Origin of the sequence: uncultured Gemella sp., assembly GCF_963537375.1 — a bacterium.
Taxonomy (GTDB): domain Bacteria; phylum Bacillota; class Bacilli; order Staphylococcales; family Gemellaceae; genus Gemella.
On record NZ_CAUTDQ010000038.1, the window covers coordinates 1 to 16938 of the forward strand.

16 protein-coding genes are annotated in these 16938 nt (G+C 32.3%); 9 read left to right on the plus strand and 7 right to left on the minus strand.

The annotated features are described in order from the left end of the window. Positions 1 to 93: 93 nt before the first annotated feature. Positions 94 to 957, minus strand: a complete 864-nt coding sequence (locus tag RYK99_RS07380; protein WP_314991424.1) for an ROK family protein — start codon at positions 955 to 957, stop codon at positions 94 to 96. A gap of 194 nt (positions 958 to 1151) precedes the next feature. Here RYK99_RS07380 and manA point away from each other — a divergent pair, with 194 nt between their 5' ends. The 4 genes from manA to RYK99_RS07400 all read left to right on the plus strand — a co-directional run bounded on the left by manA (position 1152) and on the right by RYK99_RS07400 (position 6194). After that, entirely contained in the window at positions 1152 to 2099 is a 948-nt protein-coding gene (manA, locus tag RYK99_RS07385; protein WP_314991426.1) for a mannose-6-phosphate isomerase, class I, read from the plus strand. 463 nt (positions 2100 to 2562) lie between these two features. Next, positions 2563 to 3441, plus strand: coding sequence for an N-acetylneuraminate lyase (locus tag RYK99_RS07390; RefSeq protein WP_314991428.1), 879 nt, complete (start codon positions 2563 to 2565; stop codon positions 3439 to 3441). A 137-nt stretch (positions 3442 to 3578) separates the two neighbouring features. Further along, on the plus strand, positions 3579 to 5132 hold the full coding sequence (locus RYK99_RS07395) for a sodium:solute symporter (RefSeq protein WP_314991430.1): 1554 nt from the start codon (positions 3579 to 3581) through the stop codon (positions 5130 to 5132). A gap of 249 nt (positions 5133 to 5381) precedes the next feature. Next, positions 5382 to 6194: an acetylxylan esterase gene (locus tag RYK99_RS07400; protein WP_314991432.1), complete on the plus strand. Its 813-nt coding sequence runs from the start codon at positions 5382 to 5384 to the stop codon at positions 6192 to 6194. Positions 6195 to 6307: 113 nt separating this feature from the next. Here RYK99_RS07400 and RYK99_RS07405 read toward each other — a convergent pair whose 3' ends face one another. Further along, positions 6308 to 6886 carry a TlpA disulfide reductase family protein gene (locus RYK99_RS07405; protein ID WP_314991434.1) on the minus strand — a complete coding sequence of 193 codons (579 nt, stop codon included), beginning with the start codon at positions 6884 to 6886 and terminating at the stop codon, positions 6308 to 6310. Positions 6887 to 6915: 29 nt separating this feature from the next. Continuing rightward, positions 6916 to 7644 (minus strand): cytochrome c biogenesis CcdA family protein, encoded by a 729-nt coding sequence (locus RYK99_RS07410; protein ID WP_314991436.1) that lies wholly within the window; start codon positions 7642 to 7644, stop codon positions 6916 to 6918. 339 nt (positions 7645 to 7983) lie between these two features. Between RYK99_RS07410 and RYK99_RS07415 the strand changes: the two genes are divergently transcribed. Further along, positions 7984 to 9069, plus strand: coding sequence for a LysM peptidoglycan-binding domain-containing protein (locus RYK99_RS07415; protein ID WP_314991438.1), 1086 nt, complete (start codon positions 7984 to 7986; stop codon positions 9067 to 9069). A 158-nt stretch (positions 9070 to 9227) separates the two neighbouring features. Here the strand turns inward: RYK99_RS07415 and RYK99_RS07420 are convergent, their stop codons facing one another. Genes RYK99_RS07420 through RYK99_RS07435 form a run of 4 tightly spaced genes read right to left on the minus strand, consistent with a single transcriptional unit; the run spans position 9228 to position 10576 of the window. Then, a complete protein-coding gene (locus RYK99_RS07420) occupies positions 9228 to 9923 on the minus strand; it encodes a CHAP domain-containing protein (protein ID WP_314991440.1) in 696 nt (231 codons plus the stop codon). Between the two features lie 23 nt (positions 9924 to 9946). After that, positions 9947 to 10108, minus strand: coding sequence for a YvrJ family protein (locus RYK99_RS07425; protein ID WP_102169899.1), 162 nt, complete (start codon positions 10106 to 10108; stop codon positions 9947 to 9949). 40 nt (positions 10109 to 10148) lie between these two features. Further along, entirely contained in the window at positions 10149 to 10361 is a 213-nt protein-coding gene (locus RYK99_RS07430) for a DUF2922 domain-containing protein (protein ID WP_314991443.1), read from the minus strand. Between the two features lie 20 nt (positions 10362 to 10381). Next, positions 10382 to 10576 (minus strand): hypothetical protein, encoded by a 195-nt coding sequence (locus RYK99_RS07435; RefSeq protein ID WP_314991444.1) that lies wholly within the window; start codon positions 10574 to 10576, stop codon positions 10382 to 10384. Positions 10577 to 10797: 221 nt separating this feature from the next. On the opposite strand from RYK99_RS07435, the gene RYK99_RS07440 reads away from it, so the two are divergent. The 4 genes from RYK99_RS07440 to RYK99_RS07455 form a co-directional block, all read left to right on the plus strand. Beyond that, positions 10798 to 11379, plus strand: a complete 582-nt coding sequence (locus RYK99_RS07440; protein WP_314991446.1) for a hypothetical protein — start codon at positions 10798 to 10800, stop codon at positions 11377 to 11379. A gap of 146 nt (positions 11380 to 11525) precedes the next feature. Continuing rightward, positions 11526 to 12128 (plus strand): sarcalumenin, encoded by a 603-nt coding sequence (locus tag RYK99_RS07445; RefSeq protein WP_314991447.1) that lies wholly within the window; start codon positions 11526 to 11528, stop codon positions 12126 to 12128. A gap of 95 nt (positions 12129 to 12223) precedes the next feature. Continuing rightward, a complete protein-coding gene (locus RYK99_RS07450) occupies positions 12224 to 13354 on the plus strand; it encodes a nucleotidyltransferase family protein (protein WP_314991449.1) in 1131 nt (376 codons plus the stop codon). Positions 13355 to 13933: 579 nt separating this feature from the next. Further along, on the plus strand, positions 13934 to 16938 hold a 3005-nt coding region (locus RYK99_RS07455; RefSeq protein ID WP_314991451.1), incomplete at its 3' end, for a DUF1542 domain-containing protein.

Sequence of the window (16938 nt, forward strand, 5' to 3'; positions counted from 1 at the left end):
AATATAGCATAGCTTTCTCCTAATTTTCTAAATCAACCGAATTTGACAAAGAACCCTTACTTTTTAGATAAAGAGGGGATAAGTTTTAATATTTTATTTTTCTACAAATGGGCTGATAGCTCCGTATAGAGCTGCATCGTTTCCTAGCTCAGCAGCTAAGAATTTAGTTTGGTTATTTTCGATTGGGTGTAGTTCACGTACTTTAGCTTCAAGTTTATTTAATAAGTAATCACCTTGAGCAGATACGGCACCACCGATTACGATGTATTTTGGATCTAAGATACATAGTAAGTTAACAATACCACGAGCAAGCTCGAATAACCATTCGTCTAGTACTTTTAATGCACTTGTATCTTCACGTTTACAAAGATCGAAGAATTCGATAACACTTAGACCTTCGTACATTTCAGATTTAATTTTTCTATCTAATGCGATAGTAGAAGCACGTTGTTCGTATGTAGTTTTAGTATCGAAATCATAAACAGATTGTCCGATTTCCCCTACACCGAAGTTAGATCCGAAAGGAAGGCTGTTTAAGTAATAAGCCCCACCGATTCCAGTTCCTAAAGCCATACAGAATACTTCATCAAGGCCTTTAGCACCACCAAGCCATTGTTCACCAAGTAAAGCACAGTTAACGTCGTTATCAGCATATACTGGAATACCTAGTCTATCTCCAAAGTCACGTTTAAAGTTAGTTCCAAGGTAGTTTTTAATAGTTGGAGCTGCACGGATTACTTCCATGTGTATATTATCGATAACTCCAGCTGCAGAAATTCCTGCTGCAGAGAAGTTGTAAGTTTCACGAATTTTGCTTGCTATTCTGAACATCTCATCAGTAATTTTTACAGTTACGTTATCAGGTGTCTTACAAGTTTCGTAGTGGATGATTTTGTAGTTATCATCAAACACAGCAAATTTTATACTTGTTCCACCAATATCAATTCCTAAATACATATTATACCTACTTTCTAATTAAAGACATATTGTTCTTTAAAATTTATTAATGTTAAAAATCTTTACAACGATATATTACCATAAAAACGTTTTTTTGAAAATAAGTTATTGAAAAAAATATAAGGTATCTGCTATATAAAGTACCCTACTTAGTGTATAATAAAAGCGTAGGTATATAATAAAAGGAGAAGAAAATGGATAAAATTATATTTTTAGAGCCTGTATTTTGTGAAAGAATATGGGGAGGACGCAATTTAGAAAGTTTTAATTTTTCTATTCCACAAGGAAATATTGGAGAAGCATGGGTGATTGCAGCTCATGATAATGGAAGTTCAAGAATAATAAATGGACAGTTAGAAGGATTAACACTAAAAGAAGCTTACGAGAAACAACCTACGTTATTTACAGAAAAAACATATGACAAGTTTCCATTATTGATTAAAATCTTAGATGCTAGTGATAATTTATCAGTACAAGTGCATCCTGAAGATGACTATGCGAGAGTAAATGAGAATGGTGAGTTAGGTAAGACTGAATGTTGGTATGTGTTAGATGCTAAAGAAGGTGCGAAATTAGTATATGGACATACTGCTAAAACAAAAGAAGAGTTTAATAGTAAGATAGACGATGAGCAATGGAATGAGTTGTTTATTGAGAAAAATGTAAAAGCAGGAGATTTCTTCTATATTCCAGCGGGGACACTTCATGCGATTGGAGAAGGAATTTTAATTTATGAAGTGCAACAGAACTCTGACACAACATATAGAGTTTACGATTATGATCGTGTTGATAAAGATGGGAATACTCGTGAACTACATATAGAAAAAACAAAAGATGTTACAAAAGTTCCTTTTGAAAAAGTGACTACAAGTCCTAAAGAAGAGAAGTTAGATGGAGCTACTATAACATACTTAGCAGATGAGAAGTATTTTTCTGTTTATAAAGTAGATGTAAAAGGTCAGGTTTCGCTAGAAAAAACTGCTACGGGAAATTTATTTACTGTTCTTGATGGTAAAGGTAGAGTGATAATTGATGAAACTAGCTATGATGTAAAAAGAGGAGATAGCTTTATTCTAACAACGGCTTGTTCATCATATTTATTAGAGGGAGATATGTTCCTAATCGGAAGCTATGATAGATAGAATGTTCTAAAGAATATGAAACTTAAATTAAGAGGGGTTGAAAAGTTCTAAAAAAATTTATATAAGAACGTATAGACGCAAGAATTTACTGATATTTAAAGAAGGTTTTAATATCTAATAAACTTAGCGGGAGTGACTCGACAAAATCGATTTCTTTGAAATTATGATTTTTGAGTCGCTCCTTTTTTTATATTTAAAAGTTTAATGCATTAAATAGATAGTAGAAGACTAGACAAATAATAGATAGAGAATATATATAATAACACAAGGATACAACAGGTGTGATTCTTTTAGATGTAACATTCAAAGCAACTAATAAAAGGTTTTCAAAAAATATTGCAATTTTTATTTTTCCTATTGACAAATAACAGAAAACGTTTTACAATATAAGTGTGTTAAAATTTAATGTGTTAAATAAAGACAAAAAATAAAATAATAAAAACAAATAACGGAGGTTATAACAATGAAAGATTTAAAAGGACTTTATTCAGCTTTGCTTATTCCATTTGATGAAAATGGTGAGGTTAAAGAAGAAGGATTAAGACAAGTTATTGAGCATAACATTAACGTAAGTAAAGTTGATGGATTATATGTTAACGGGAGTAGTGGGGAAAACTTCTTATTAAACACTGCTCAAAAGAAACAAATTTTTAAATTTGTAAAAGAAGTAGTAGGAGATAGAGTTAAACTTATCGCTCAAGTAGGATCATTAGATTTAAATGAAGCGGTAGAATTAGCTAAATATGCTACAGAATTAGGATATGACTCATTATCAGCAGTTACTCCATTCTACTACCCACTATCATTCAACGAAATTAAACACTATTACAAAACAATTATCGATGCAACTGACAACAGCATGATTCTTTACTACATTCCATTCTTAACAGGGGTTAAAATTAGTTTAGATCAATTCGCTGAATTACTAGAAGATGAAAAAGTTATCGGTGTTAAATACACTGCAGCAGACTTCTATCAATTAGAAAGATTCAGAAAACGATTCCCTAACAAACTAATTTGGTCAGGATTTGATGAAATGTTAGTTCAAGCTGCTATTACTGGAGTAGATGGAGCTATCGGTTCTACATACAATGTTAACGGACAAAGAAGCCAAGAAATCTTCAGACTTGCTAAAGAAGGTAAAGTTGCAGAAGCTTACGAACTTCAACACGAAGCAAATGACGTAATTGAAAAAGTTTTAGAATTAGGATTATACCAAACACTTAAAGAAATTCTTAAAGTTAAAGGTATTGATGCAGGAACTTGTAAAAAACCTATGAAATCATTTGATCCCGCTAAATTAGCTGAAGTTGAAAAATTAGTTAAAGATTATAACTTGTAATTTTTAAAAAATAAGGGATATATTAGGGATAAAAATTAAAAGAATAGAAAGAGGAGAATTTCTCCTCTTTCCTAAACAGAAAAATTTTTCTGTAATAAAAAATATTATTAAAAACAATAAAATAGGAGGAGAGTACCATGGACAAAATAGGATTTGGTACACTTAACAGTATAGTATTAGGAGTTTACTTAATAGCTATGCTGGCAATTGGGGTGTATTTCACTAAAAAAGCAGGTGAAAGCACGGATGAATTCTTTAAAGCCGGAGGGAACATTCCATCTTGGGCAGTAGGATTCTCGATTTATGCAACAACATTATCAGCCATTACATTTATGGCTACACCGGAAAAAGCATTCAACGGAGACTGGACATATGCAGCTGGGAACTTTTCAATTATCGCAATTATTCCTATCTTAATCCACTACTATGTTCCATTCTTTAGAAAACTAAATGTAACTACAGCGTATGAATATTTAGAAGAACGTTTCAATCCTAGTGTTCGTGTAGTAGGAAGTGTGTTATTCTCACTATTCCACATCGGACGTGTAGCTATCGTTATTTATTTACCGACAGTTGCCATTACATCAGTATCAACACTTAACCCATTCTTAGTATGTGCGGTAATCGGATTACTTTGCGTAGTTTACTCATTCTTAGGAGGGGTTGAAGGGGTTATCTGGACAGACGTTATCCAAGGTATTATTTTACTTGGAGGAGCTGTTTTAGTAATCATCTTAGGAGCTTACCACGTAGGTGGATTTGGACACATTACTCAAGATGCTTTAGCAAATGGTAAAATTATAACTGCTGAGAAATTTAATTGGTCATTAACTGCATCTACTATTCCAATCATCTTTATTGGATCAGTATTTAACAGTTTACAACAATACACAGCTTCTCAAGACGTAGTTCAACGTTATAGTACTACTGAATCAGTAGAAGAAACTAATAAATCACTTTGGACTAACGGATTATTAGCATTCATCTCTATTCCAATTTTCTATGGAATGGGAACAGTTCTTTACAGCTTCTACAAAGGTAGCCACGCTGTAACTAAATTACCAGACTTCATGAACGCTGAAGTAGTAGGTAAAGCAGCTAACACAACAGCTTTAGTACCTTACTTCATCTTAACAGCATTACCAGCAGGTATCGCTGGACTAGTTATCGCAGCTATTTTAGCAGCTGCTCAATCAACTATCGCATCAAGCTTGAACTCAATTTCTGCTTGTATTACAGTTGATATCAAACAACGTTTCTTCGGACTAAGTAAAGATGCTAAACAAGATGTACTATTAGCTCGTGTTATCATTATTGTAGCAGGTGTACTTGGAACAATCGCAGCATTATACTTTGTTAACACTAACCAAAAAGAAACTTGGGATTTATTCCTTAAATATATCGGACTTCTAGGAGTGCCTTTAGCTGGTACATTCGCACTTGGTATCTTTACGAAACGTGCAAACGGAGCTGGAGCATTATTAGGATTATTAGTAGCAGGTGTTGTATGTTGGTATATCCAAGACTACACAACTTATGCTAAACAAAGTCCATTTATCTTCTCAGGATTCTCATTCTTAAGTGCATTAGTATTCGGATATATCTGTAGTTTCTTCTTTAAATCTACAAAAAATATTACTGGACTTACTATTCATACTAAAGATCAAGAATACGTAAAAGAAGCAAAATAATAAGAATAGACCTTAAATATAATATAACAAACTTACGAAAAACAATCTTCGATGTAAAAACCGGAGATTGTTTTTTTTTTTTTTTGTTCTACAAAATTTAGGACTGATTTTTCCATCAGTTTGATTTTTTGATAAGCCGTTTTTTGATGAAAGTTTATTAGAAGTTTGAATTAATGAGATAGTATGCTGTTTTTATAAACTTTGTTGAGGTATAATTGTATTGAAATGTAGGACTAGGAAGGTGAGAGAATGAAATTAGAGAGAGAACGAGAAGTAAATTATAAGGTTAGTATTTTAAAAGACTATGTTGAAGTGCAATTATTGTCGATTGAATTTGAAGCCATAGACAATTCAAAAATTTATGCTGAACTTGTTGTGAAAAAAGATAATAACAAAGGACTAATATTAGAAATTCCAGATTATGAGGAAGTGCCGAGTAGAGAGGTAAGTCTTATGAGGTACGGTGTGCTGGGATATAGTTGTGGATTACTTCATGTGAGGGGAGATAGAGGAAGAAGTGAAAATAAGCAACCAGCTTCAATATATTTCCCATTTTTAAATAATAATAGTGAGGATGGTTTATATTATAATTATGCTTATCAAGATGGGATAGATTTAGTGAATATTCTTAAGAAGGAGTTTCCGGATTTGCAAGTGACGATTGTTGCTAAAGGTCAGGGAGCGGCTATAGGGATTGTCACAGCTGCAGTTGGTAAAAAAGTTCAAAATTTATTTATTTCAAATATTCAAAATGTAAATTTCAAATTTATTTTTGATAATAATCTTGATGTAGGAGTTTATGATGGTATTCGAGAATATAATCGTAATTATCCTGAAAAAGAGGAATACTTATTAGAGAAATTAGAAAAAATTGATGTGTTAAATTATGCAGAGGATGTTGAAGCGGAAGTTAACTTCGGTTATTCAAGTTTAGATGATGAGCGAAATATTGTTATTAATAAAAAGTTAGCTAGTTTATTTAAACGAAAGAAAGTTACAGTTTTTGAGTATCAAGATTTAAATATTCATGAGAAACTGTTGGAAGAGTGGCTGATAAGTTAGAATATGAACTAGCAATAAATCTAAGTGTAAAATAAAATCCGAATCTAATAGTTATGCAATCGCAAGGTTCAGGCTTGGGATAGTTTATACCGTATTAGATTCGGATGTTTTTATTATTTAAGTTTTTCTATTTCTTTAGTTAGTGATTCTTCAGTAACGCCGCCAGCAATTCTAGTTTCAAACGTACCGTCACTATTGATTAAAATGTGAGTAGGGAATGAACGAATTGCGTAGTTTATAATGAAGCGGTCGTTAACATCGAAAAGAACAGGATAAGTTGCACCAAGTTCTTTTGCTTTTTTAAGAATTACATCTTTACTTTTATCCTGAGGACTTTGGTTTTTAAATTCTGCATCATTAGGTGAAGTCATTGATAGAAAGACGATGTCTTTATTGTCTTTATATTTTTGATAAACTTTTTCTAATTCTGGGATTTCTCTCATACAAGGTCCACACCAGCTTGCCCACATGTTAATATAGACTTTTTTACCTTTGAAATCACTAAGTTTTACAGTTTTTCCATCTTTATCCATTGCTGTAAAATCAAAGGCTTGAGTAGCTTTAGTTTCACTAGATGAAGATGTAGAAGTTTGTTTGTTTGTCTCTTCTTTTTTTTCAGAAGCGTTCGAGCATGCACTTAAGATTAGAGCACTACTAAGAAGAGTTGCGCTAAGTATTGTCAATTTTTTCATATTAATTTCCTCCAATTCAAGTCACAAGTTTAAGTAAAGTATCTAGTTAAAGTGATAAATGATCCACTTAGGATTAGAATACCGATTAAGATAAGGATAATTCCTGAGATAACTTGTGTATATTTTAGAATGTTTGTATGTTTTTTGAATAGTTCTAATAATTTTGAAGCGAAGAATGCTACAAGGATGAATGGTAAGATAAATCCTAAGCAATAAGCAAGAATTAGAAGAACACTCATTATTCCAGTGTGACTAGATGCATATAAGAAAACACTAGCTAAGATTGGTCCAATACATGGAGTCCAAGAAAAGCTAAATGTGAATCCCATTAGAAAAGCAAGAATAGGAGTAGTTTTATTTCCTTTTCTCTTAACTTTATTTTTTATTGAAAATTCTTGTTTTAAAAATCCTATCTTGAAGACACCTAGTTGTAATAATCCCATAAAAATAATTAAGACACCACTAACAATTTGTAAAGTTTTAATATTTTCGTTTAAGAAAATGCTGATAAAACTAGTTGCAAAAGCTAGGATGAAGAAAGTTGAACAAATACCAAGTACGAATGATAGTGTATTTGTAATAGTGTTACGTTTATTAAAAACTAGTTCTCCATGTTCATTCATCTCTTTTTTTCCAGCTAAAATACCGATATAGATTGGTAATATAGGTATTACGCAAGGAGAAAGGAAAGAAAGAAGCCCTTCTAAAAAGACAAGGCCCATCTTTAAGACAGAACTAGCTGTATTAAAATCTGTCATAAAACCCCCTAAATATTAAATTTAAAATTACAGATTTACTATATTATAAAAACGTTTCAAATGCAATTAAATTGCCTGGAAAAAGAATTAATATTACGATAATAATATAATGTAACAGGGAGTTATCGTTATTATTACAAAACTGTTACAAATATTGAAAAATGAGTATATTCAACATATAATGGTATTATGTCAAGGTTATAAAGTAATCGAAAGTGATTCAAGAGAAAATCTAGACGTTAGAAATTAGATATGAAAATTAGAAATTAGAAATTTAAATAGAATTTAGTAGAAAATGAGTCACTTGACTCGAACTTAATTTTAAGGAGATTAGAATAGATGAGTAAATTACAAAAATTAGTGGCCGCTACGGCGATCGTATCAACAGTAGGCGTTGGTTTATCACAAATTGCTGATGCAGATACATATACAGTAAAAAAAGGTGATACTCTTTGGGATATCGCAATCAACAACGGAACAACTGTTGATCAACTTATGCAAGATAACAACTTAACAAGTTCTTTAATTTTCCCTGGGGACAAATTAACTTACAATACAACAGTAGCTCAAGTAGCTCAAGCTAAAGAAGAAGGTTACTACACAGTAGTATTAGGAGACACTTTAGGAAAAATTTCTAATAGATTTGGTGTTTCAGTAGATCAACTTGTTAAATTAAACAAACTTGAAAATCCTAACTTAATTTATGTTGGAACAGTATTAAAAGTAAGTGAAAATGCAGCTGCTAAAGCTGAAGTTTCAGTACCAAAAGCAGAAGCAACTGTAGCAAAAGCAACTGTAGTAGAAAACACTGCAGAAAAAACTGTAGCTAAAGTAGACTCAGTTCAAACTGTACCTGCAAAACCAGCAGCAACAGTAGCAGCTACTCCAAAAGTGGAAACTCCAGCAGTAGCACCAAAAGCTGAAGTTAAAAAAGAAACTCCAGCAGTAGCGCCAAAAGCAGAAGTTAAAAAAGAAACTCCAGTAGCAGCGCCAAAAGCAGAAGTTAAGAAAGAAACTCCAGTAGCAACAGCAGCTCCAAACGTAGCAGCGAAACCAGCAGCACCAGCGGCAGCAGCAACTACTCAAGCGGCTTCTTCAAACAAAGGAGCAGCAATTTACCAAGCAGCATTAGCTCAATTAGGTAGATACCAAGACTGTACAATGCTAGTAACAAATGCTCTTAAAGCAGTAGGAATCAACTTCCACGACTGGCCAGCAGGATATATGAGCTTAGGAACTGTAGTTCCAGCATCTCAAGCCCAACCTGGAGATTTAATCTACTATGCAAACGGTGGATTAGGAATGGCTCACATTGCAGTTTATGCAGGTAATGGTCAAGCAGTTCACGGTGGATGGTTAGGTAACCAAACGGTACTTAACTCTGCAAACGTAGCTGGTGGAGCAGTATATATCCGCGTTAAATAATTAGAAAATATAATGAAAAGTGATTGGAAGCTCCAATCGCTTTTTTATTTTACACAGCCTGATTATTCAAATATATGTATTAAGAAATCGGACTGATGGATAGTATCAGTCCGATTAAATTATTCAAATCTGTAAGTAAGAAATAAATTTAAAAATAATTATTCAAAAGTCCCCCAGGTGCTAGTTCTTTTAGTTCCATCATGGGTTCCTGTAGCTAAGTAGTGACGTTCTTTTGAATAGGATAAGTAGCTAATCCAAACAAAACCTTCTTTTATTACATAGCTATCATAATATACTTGTTCTCCTTTATAATATGTATTAACAATTTTCCCTAGTTTACTTGGTTTAACCCTGACATTTATTGACGGAACTTCTATGGTGAAACGACCATTCTCAGGGATTCTAGTCCATTCTTCACTAGAATCGTAGCTGGGTCTTATGAATCCAACTAGATAAGTATCATCACGGCTCATGATACGAGCGATACCTCCACGTTCTGGAGTACCATCAACATTTTGTTCTACAGAGGTAATAGTACTACCGTTCACCTCAATGACTATTCCTACATGTCCATATTTATCCCAATCTCCCCAATGCCAGATTGCTATATCTCCAGGAGCTATTGCTATATCTCCAGGAGCTATTTCTGCATCCCCTTTATAGTATCTTTTCCATCCAGGAGGGATAGAGTTAGTTAGATAATCTATTGCATTACCGTATATTTGAAAGTTCGCAAAGTTTTTTATGTAGGCCATAGTAAGATCGACGCATTGTGCACCATACATACCATCCATATCAATCCATTTATATACATTATCTTTAGCCCAATTTACCATTGTTTGTTGACTTGTCATAATATTTACTCCCCTTGTTTGTGTTATTTATTATTAATATCTAGATTTAATTTTGTTTCGATAATACGAGTAAGTTCATTTAAATTCTTACCTATATTTTGAAGGGTGTTGTCTAATTTTAATAAAAAGAATACTGCAACAAAAATAGGGAAACCTACTGTATTAATGAAATTTAAAATATCCATAAAAAAAGGTGCGGATTATTCCGCACCTCCCTCCCTTCTATTATTGAAGTTCGCTTGCTTCACGCGTAATGTAAGTAGCTTTTTTGAAACCTGTAAGGGTATGTTTGTCGTTGTTAAATACTTTTGTATCAACAATTTTTTGAGCAACAGCCTCTACAGTAGCTTTACTTAAGTTTTCTTTTGGATGTGATAAAGCGATGTGATAAGTTTTTTTATTTTCAGTATTAAAATAAATGTTTAATTTTTTCTCCATAATGTATTTTTCCTCCTAAATTATAGTGCTTCTTTTGTGTTGGTTGTAATAGTATCAATATTTTTATCGATAAGTTTTTTTAATTCTTCACCAACTTCTTTTAAAGTATTGTCCTCAGTGTTTGGAGCAACTTCGAAGTTATAACTTTTAATAACTTGTTTTTGGTTTTTCTCTTCATTATAGTTTAAATGTAAAACTTTTTTTAATATACTCATTTTGAAATCTCCTTTGTTGTTTGTTATTTGTCTTTGGCCTCTGACATTATACTTACCGAAATAACTAGCCATGATTTGTCAAAAAATAATTCTTTTTTTAAAATTTTAGTTTTAGTGATAGTTTTAAGTACAATTTAATTTGAATAGAGTATAATAAAAAAGTAGTGGAAATATGCTAGAAATAGTATTATAATATATTAGTAACAAAGGAGGGAAATATAATGAAAGATAATAGATTGTTGAAAGTATTGTGGGGTATAGTATTAGCTATATTCTTATGTAGTGCGCTATTCATAGGGATAAGTTATTTTACAGGTGGAGATAGCTCGAGTAAGAAAAAGGATAATGATACGACAGATGTATCTTCATCAAAAACTAAGGACAAAGATGACTCTAAGTCTAAATCAAAAGAGAAAAGTGATGAGGAGAAATATAGAGAAAATAAAGATTCTAATAATGGAAATAGTTCATCATCTTCAAGTGCTTCTAAATCAGAAAGCGACAAGTCAAGTGATAATAACAGAGCTGTAAACAATAGATCAACTAATAACAGTAACGTAGCTTCAAATAGTAATGTTAACACTGCTAAGAAAGAAGAGGTAAACACTGATAATAAAGAGGATAATAGTAGTTCATCTCCTAGCAACACATCATCACAAGGAACATATGGAAGTTCAGCTGACGCTAAAAAATATGCTAATGATGAAATAGCTAGATTAGCAAAAGAAAATAAAAAACACTATAGTTATACTGTAGACAGAAATAACAAGGGTGAATTTGTTGTAAATATTAAAGAAGGTTAGAATTTAAAGGCACAGTCTTTAGGAATACGCTAGAGACTGTGTTTTTGTTATTCGTAAAAAAGGGAGAATAAATATCTGTTTATTTTAGCAAAATAGTATAATAAGTGGTATAATATAGGGTAAGTATGAAAGAGGATATTGAAGTTATGAAAAAAAATAAAATCACTAAAATTATGATATTTAGCATTTTATCGTGTATTATTGCGATTATTATTTTTTTAACAATTGGTTATTTTGGTAAGGAGGAATCTGTTCAGAAAAAGGGTTTATCACAAAGCGAAAAGAAACAAGAACAGGTGGAGCAGACGAAAGATAATAAACAAGATACAGATAATAGTCAATCTATAGAAGTAAAAGAAGAGAAAAACTTTGAAAAGAAAGATGCCGAATCTAATAATAATGATAATAAGGTCACAAAAAATGGAGAAAAAAATATAATTAGAAATAGTAGTAATGAATCACAAAAAAACACTAGGATCCAAGAGTACAACGGAAAAAAACTTTCGGATTCAGAAGGTGTTGGAACTACTGGTAAAATTTTTAATTCTCAGAAAGATGCTTTAGATTTTGGGAAACAAGAGGTTAAGAAACTGACTGAAGGAGATAAAAAACCTAGACAGTTTTCTATAAGTAAGGTTACGGCGAAAGATGGAAGTTTAGTAGGTTGGACTGTAGATATATTTGAAGATAATAGTGTTGAGAAGGTAGTATCTAATTCAACAGAGGGTACTAATAAAAATAAAGAATAGGAGAAAGCGAGGGATTACTTAGTATTTAAGAGTATTAAGTAAAAAACTCGCTATCTTTATATTTACACAAAAATAATAAAAAACGAGGTGGGAAAATGAGGATTGGAATAGTTGCAGAATTTAATCCATTACATAGTGGACACAGATATTTAATAGAATGTGCAAGGAAAATAGCTGATGAAAATAATGGAGCAGTTGTCTGTGTAATGAGCGAATTTTTTACCCAAAGAGGAGAAGTTGCGATAGTAGATGGATATACTCGTGCTAAGGAAGCTGTTAGGTGTGGTTGTGATCTAGTCACTGCCTTACCTTATCTCGGAAGTGTTGCATATGGAGATGACTTTTCTAAAAAGAGTATAGAGATGTTATCTGGTGCTGGGGTAACTCATTTAATCTTCGGGACTGAAAATGAAGATGTAAGTATTTTTGAAGAAATTTACACAAAACAGCAAAATGCAAACAGAGAAGAATATAAAAAATTATTAAAAACAGGTCTTAATCATGCTAAAATCAATAGTCTATTATATGGATTGGAAAATAATAATCCGAATTTCAGCTTAGCGTATAGTTATTATAAAGCTATTAGAGGAGCTAATTTAGATATTAAGCTGATTCCTGTGAAAAGAGAAGGTCAGGGGTTAAATAGTGGTGATGTTTCTGAACAAGTTCATCTTAGTGCAACGGCTATAAGGAATAATATAAATGATGAAAAGATAGAAAAATATCTTTCAAAAGAGATGCTTGCTGATTTGAGGAAAGAAAATATAGCATCTGAATCAGGGTTATTCCCATATTTAAAATATAAAATCTTAACCTTAGGTAAAGTGGGAATCGAGAAGATTTATGATGTTAGTGAAGGACTAGAAAATAGAATTTATGAAGCGGCGCTTAAGGCAGAGGATTACAGTGATTTAGTAAATTTAATAGCGACAAAAAGGTATAGTAATAAGAAGATTCAGAGGGTGTTACTGCATATTCTGACGAATACGACTAAAGAAGACTATAAGAAGAATTTCTCCACTAATGATTTTAGAGTACTAGCTGTAAGAAAGGACAAAGCAGCGATTATTAGAGAAATTAATAGAGATGGTAAAATTAATCTTCATCCACTTCTGAATAGTAAAAATAGTATGAACTTCGAACAAGATATTAAAGTAGCTAGAATATATGAATTGCTGTTTAGTAAGAAAGATGTTTTTGGAGAAAATATACAAATAATAGATTGATTACAGAGTAGAGGATTATGTAGTGTGATTCTCTATTTTTATTATAATCAAGAGAAGTCCAATTTATGAAAAAATTGAGGGTTTAATAGTAGTTAATATATAAACTTTAACTAAAATTTATGTAATTATATTATAATATTTTATACTGGACTAATAGTAATGGTTTTAATAAAACTATAATTAAAAAATATTTTTCGAATTATATGATTTATGTGAACAGGAGTAAAAGAAGTAAAAAAACGTTAAATTTCAAAGAAAAGAAGATATTTCTCAGAGATCATAAAAATTAATTTTCATCATTATTTTCAAGTATTTTTGATGAAGAGTATAAAGTGGAAATATTAATGATGATTTAGTTTGTTTATACCGGAAAATATATTTTATAATTTAATATATATTGTACTATTTATGAGTGTTTATAATTTGAAAAAAGTTTTGGAACTTGATAAGATGTAAGTTATGAAATAATGATTATAAAATGGGATAGTAACGCATATTTATCTATATTTTATTATTCATTGAAATAAAGAAAAAAGTCAATTAAGTCGAAGATATAATTTTTTAAGGAGGGAAATATAATTGATAGGAAAAAATAATGAATATTTAAAGAAAACAAAAGAAGGAACAAAAGTAGAATCATACTCAATTAAAAAATTTAAAGTAGGTACTGCATCAGTAGTGATAGGTGCAAGTATCTTTTTTGGTGTTGGAGCAGTAGCACAAGCTAGTGAAGATGTATCAAAAAACACAACTACAACTATAGATAACTCAAAAAATGGGGGTGCGACATTAGGCGGAGCAATTTCTGAAAAAGTAGTAGTTAAACCAGTTGTTAAGGAAGCTGCAAAAGAAGAAGTAGTATTAGGTGTAGCTGCGAAATTAGGAGTAAAAGAAGTTGAGAAAGAGTCTATAAAAACATTAGATAAAACACAACTTTCAAGTTTTATTAGTGAAATTGAAGGAAAGATTTCAAGTGGTGCTTATGCGAACAAAACAGAAGAAAGTGTAACTAATTTAGTAGTCGACTTAAATGTAGCAAAAGCAACTTTAGAAGGAGCGACAACACAAGAGGAATTAACTAAAGCATATCAAAAGTTAGTGATTTCTGTTAACTCAAAGTTAAGAAACAAATCAGTTGAGAAAAAAGAAACTCCAGTAGTTGAATCTACAGCCTCGAAAGAAACTGTAGGTAATAAAGCTGAAAACACGGAGAAAAAGGTTGAGACTAACTCAATTGAAAATACAGGAGCAAAAGATCCGCGTAATGGAAAAGAAATAGAGAAAAACACTGCATTTCGAGCAGCTGTTGACCAAGATCCCAAGGTAAACTTCACATTCTCGATTCCAAATGAGAAAAAAATCTATATCTATAACGAAGAGCACTTTTCATTAGAAATTCCGGTATACTCTGAAACTGGAAAGATTCGTTATGCAACGATTAAGAAAGGATCAAGACAAAGATTCCCTAATGTTACAGGTACAGACAATGATTTGGATGTTGAATTTGGGTTTACAGCTACGGTAATAAATCGTGCAGAAACAGCAGGAGTAACGTCAGATGCGAGTCAAACAAATCCTGCGAAAATAATTATTACAGGTCGTCCAAATGATGCACTGAAAAGACACCGAGATTATACAAAACAAGAAACTCAAACACTTAACATAGGGACACGTTATGTGCAGGTAGTTGATGATCAAGGAAGAGAAAATCTTAAAAAAGGTATGGATATAACAGATCCTGGGTACTTTTATCTAGTTCTAAAAGCTCAATCTAAGAAATATGCCTTAAGATCTCAAGGTGCAGATGAAAAGATTTCTGTAAGTAGTTTAACTAATCCAACAGCAGAAGATTTAAAGAAAATTAAAGATAGTATTCAATTAGAATATTCAACAACGAATGAAGACGTTCGTTTAGAAAATAAGAAGGGAACTTTGGTAGAAAATCCTGAGGATGTTATTCAATCAGTTAATATCGTTGGAAATAATATTGTTGTTACATTTACAGACGGATCTACTAAGACAAAACCAGTGGGAGAAATTGTGAAAAAAAATATTCCACCGGTTGTTAATCTACCGTATTCAAACGAGGCGAATAGAAATATATATGTATATTCTGGAGAAGAGACAGATCTGACATTTACAGCAACGGATGAATCTAAGATTAAAGATTTAAAACTTCGTGGTTCTGGTACTACAACTGAGAGTAATGTGGGTGCTGGATTAACGGTAGGGAAAATAGCTGATAGTTCTGTTGCTGCAGGTGAAGGTTCTATTTCTGAAGATAAAAAAACAGCAACGATTAAAATGACTGGAACGACTAATTTAAGTGCTGGTCAAAAATGGACAAGTGTGATTGTTGCTAAAGATGATAATAGTGGTGAGAGTGCATCTTTTGATGGTAGTATTGTAGAAACTAGTAATTCTGCTGAACGTCAAAATATAGCTGGATACGTAGAGTTTTTAGTTAAAAATCAAACTTCAAAATATGATATTAAAGCACCAGAAGGTAAGGTAAGTGTAGTCGATCCTTCAAACCCTACAACTGAAGAATTCGAGAAAATTAAGGAAAAAGTAAAAATCGAATACTCTCAAACTAATGATGATGCAAATCTTACAAGTAAGAGAGGACAAGCTGTAGACAATCAGGCGACAAGAATTTCTACGATTACAAAAGATGCTAATGGAAATCTTGTTGTGACCTATAAAGATGGTTCAACTGATACAAAACCTTTATCAGAATTCACAAGTTTAAATAAACAACCTGCAATTGATGCAATTAATACAGCTGCAGACAATAAAATTGCGGAAATTAATTCAAATACAAACGCAACTGTAGAAGAAAAAGCAGCAGCAATCGAAAAAGTTAATGCTGATAAGACAAAAGCTTTAACAGCAATTAATGATAACTCAGTAACGACAAAAGCTGCATTAGATAATGCGAAAATATCTGGAACAACAGCGATTAGCAATGATAATCCTGTAGTAACGAAGAAAGATACAGCCAAAGCAGCTATCGATACAGCTCTAAGAGAGAAAGAAGCTGCAATTGATGCGAATAATACTCTAACAACAGAAGAGAAGAATGTAGCGAAAGCAGATGCACAGGAAAAAGCAACTGCAGCGAAAACAGCAATCGACAACGCGACAACAAACGCAGCAGTAGACTCGGCTAAAACTGCAGGTACAACGAGTGTAAGTTCAGTGACACCAACAGCAGTAGTGAAACCAGCAGCCAAGAACGCGATAGATGAGGCACTTAAAGCAAAAGAAGCACAACTTGATGCCCGTGCGGATTTGACAGATGAAGAGAAAAAAGCGGCGAAAGCAGATGCGCAGGCTAAGGCAGATGCCGCAAAAGCAACTATCGATAATGCGACAACAAATGCAACTGTAGATAGTGCTAAAACATCGGGTGTTACGGATGTAGAAAGTGTTAATCCGCAAGCAAGTCAAAAGAAAACGGATGCTAAAAATGCAGTAGAAGACGCGTTAGCTGAGAAAATCAAAGCAATTGAAGCAAACAACGACCTAACAGACGAAGAAAAAGCAGCAGCTAAGAAAGAGGCACAAGCTAAGGCAACAGA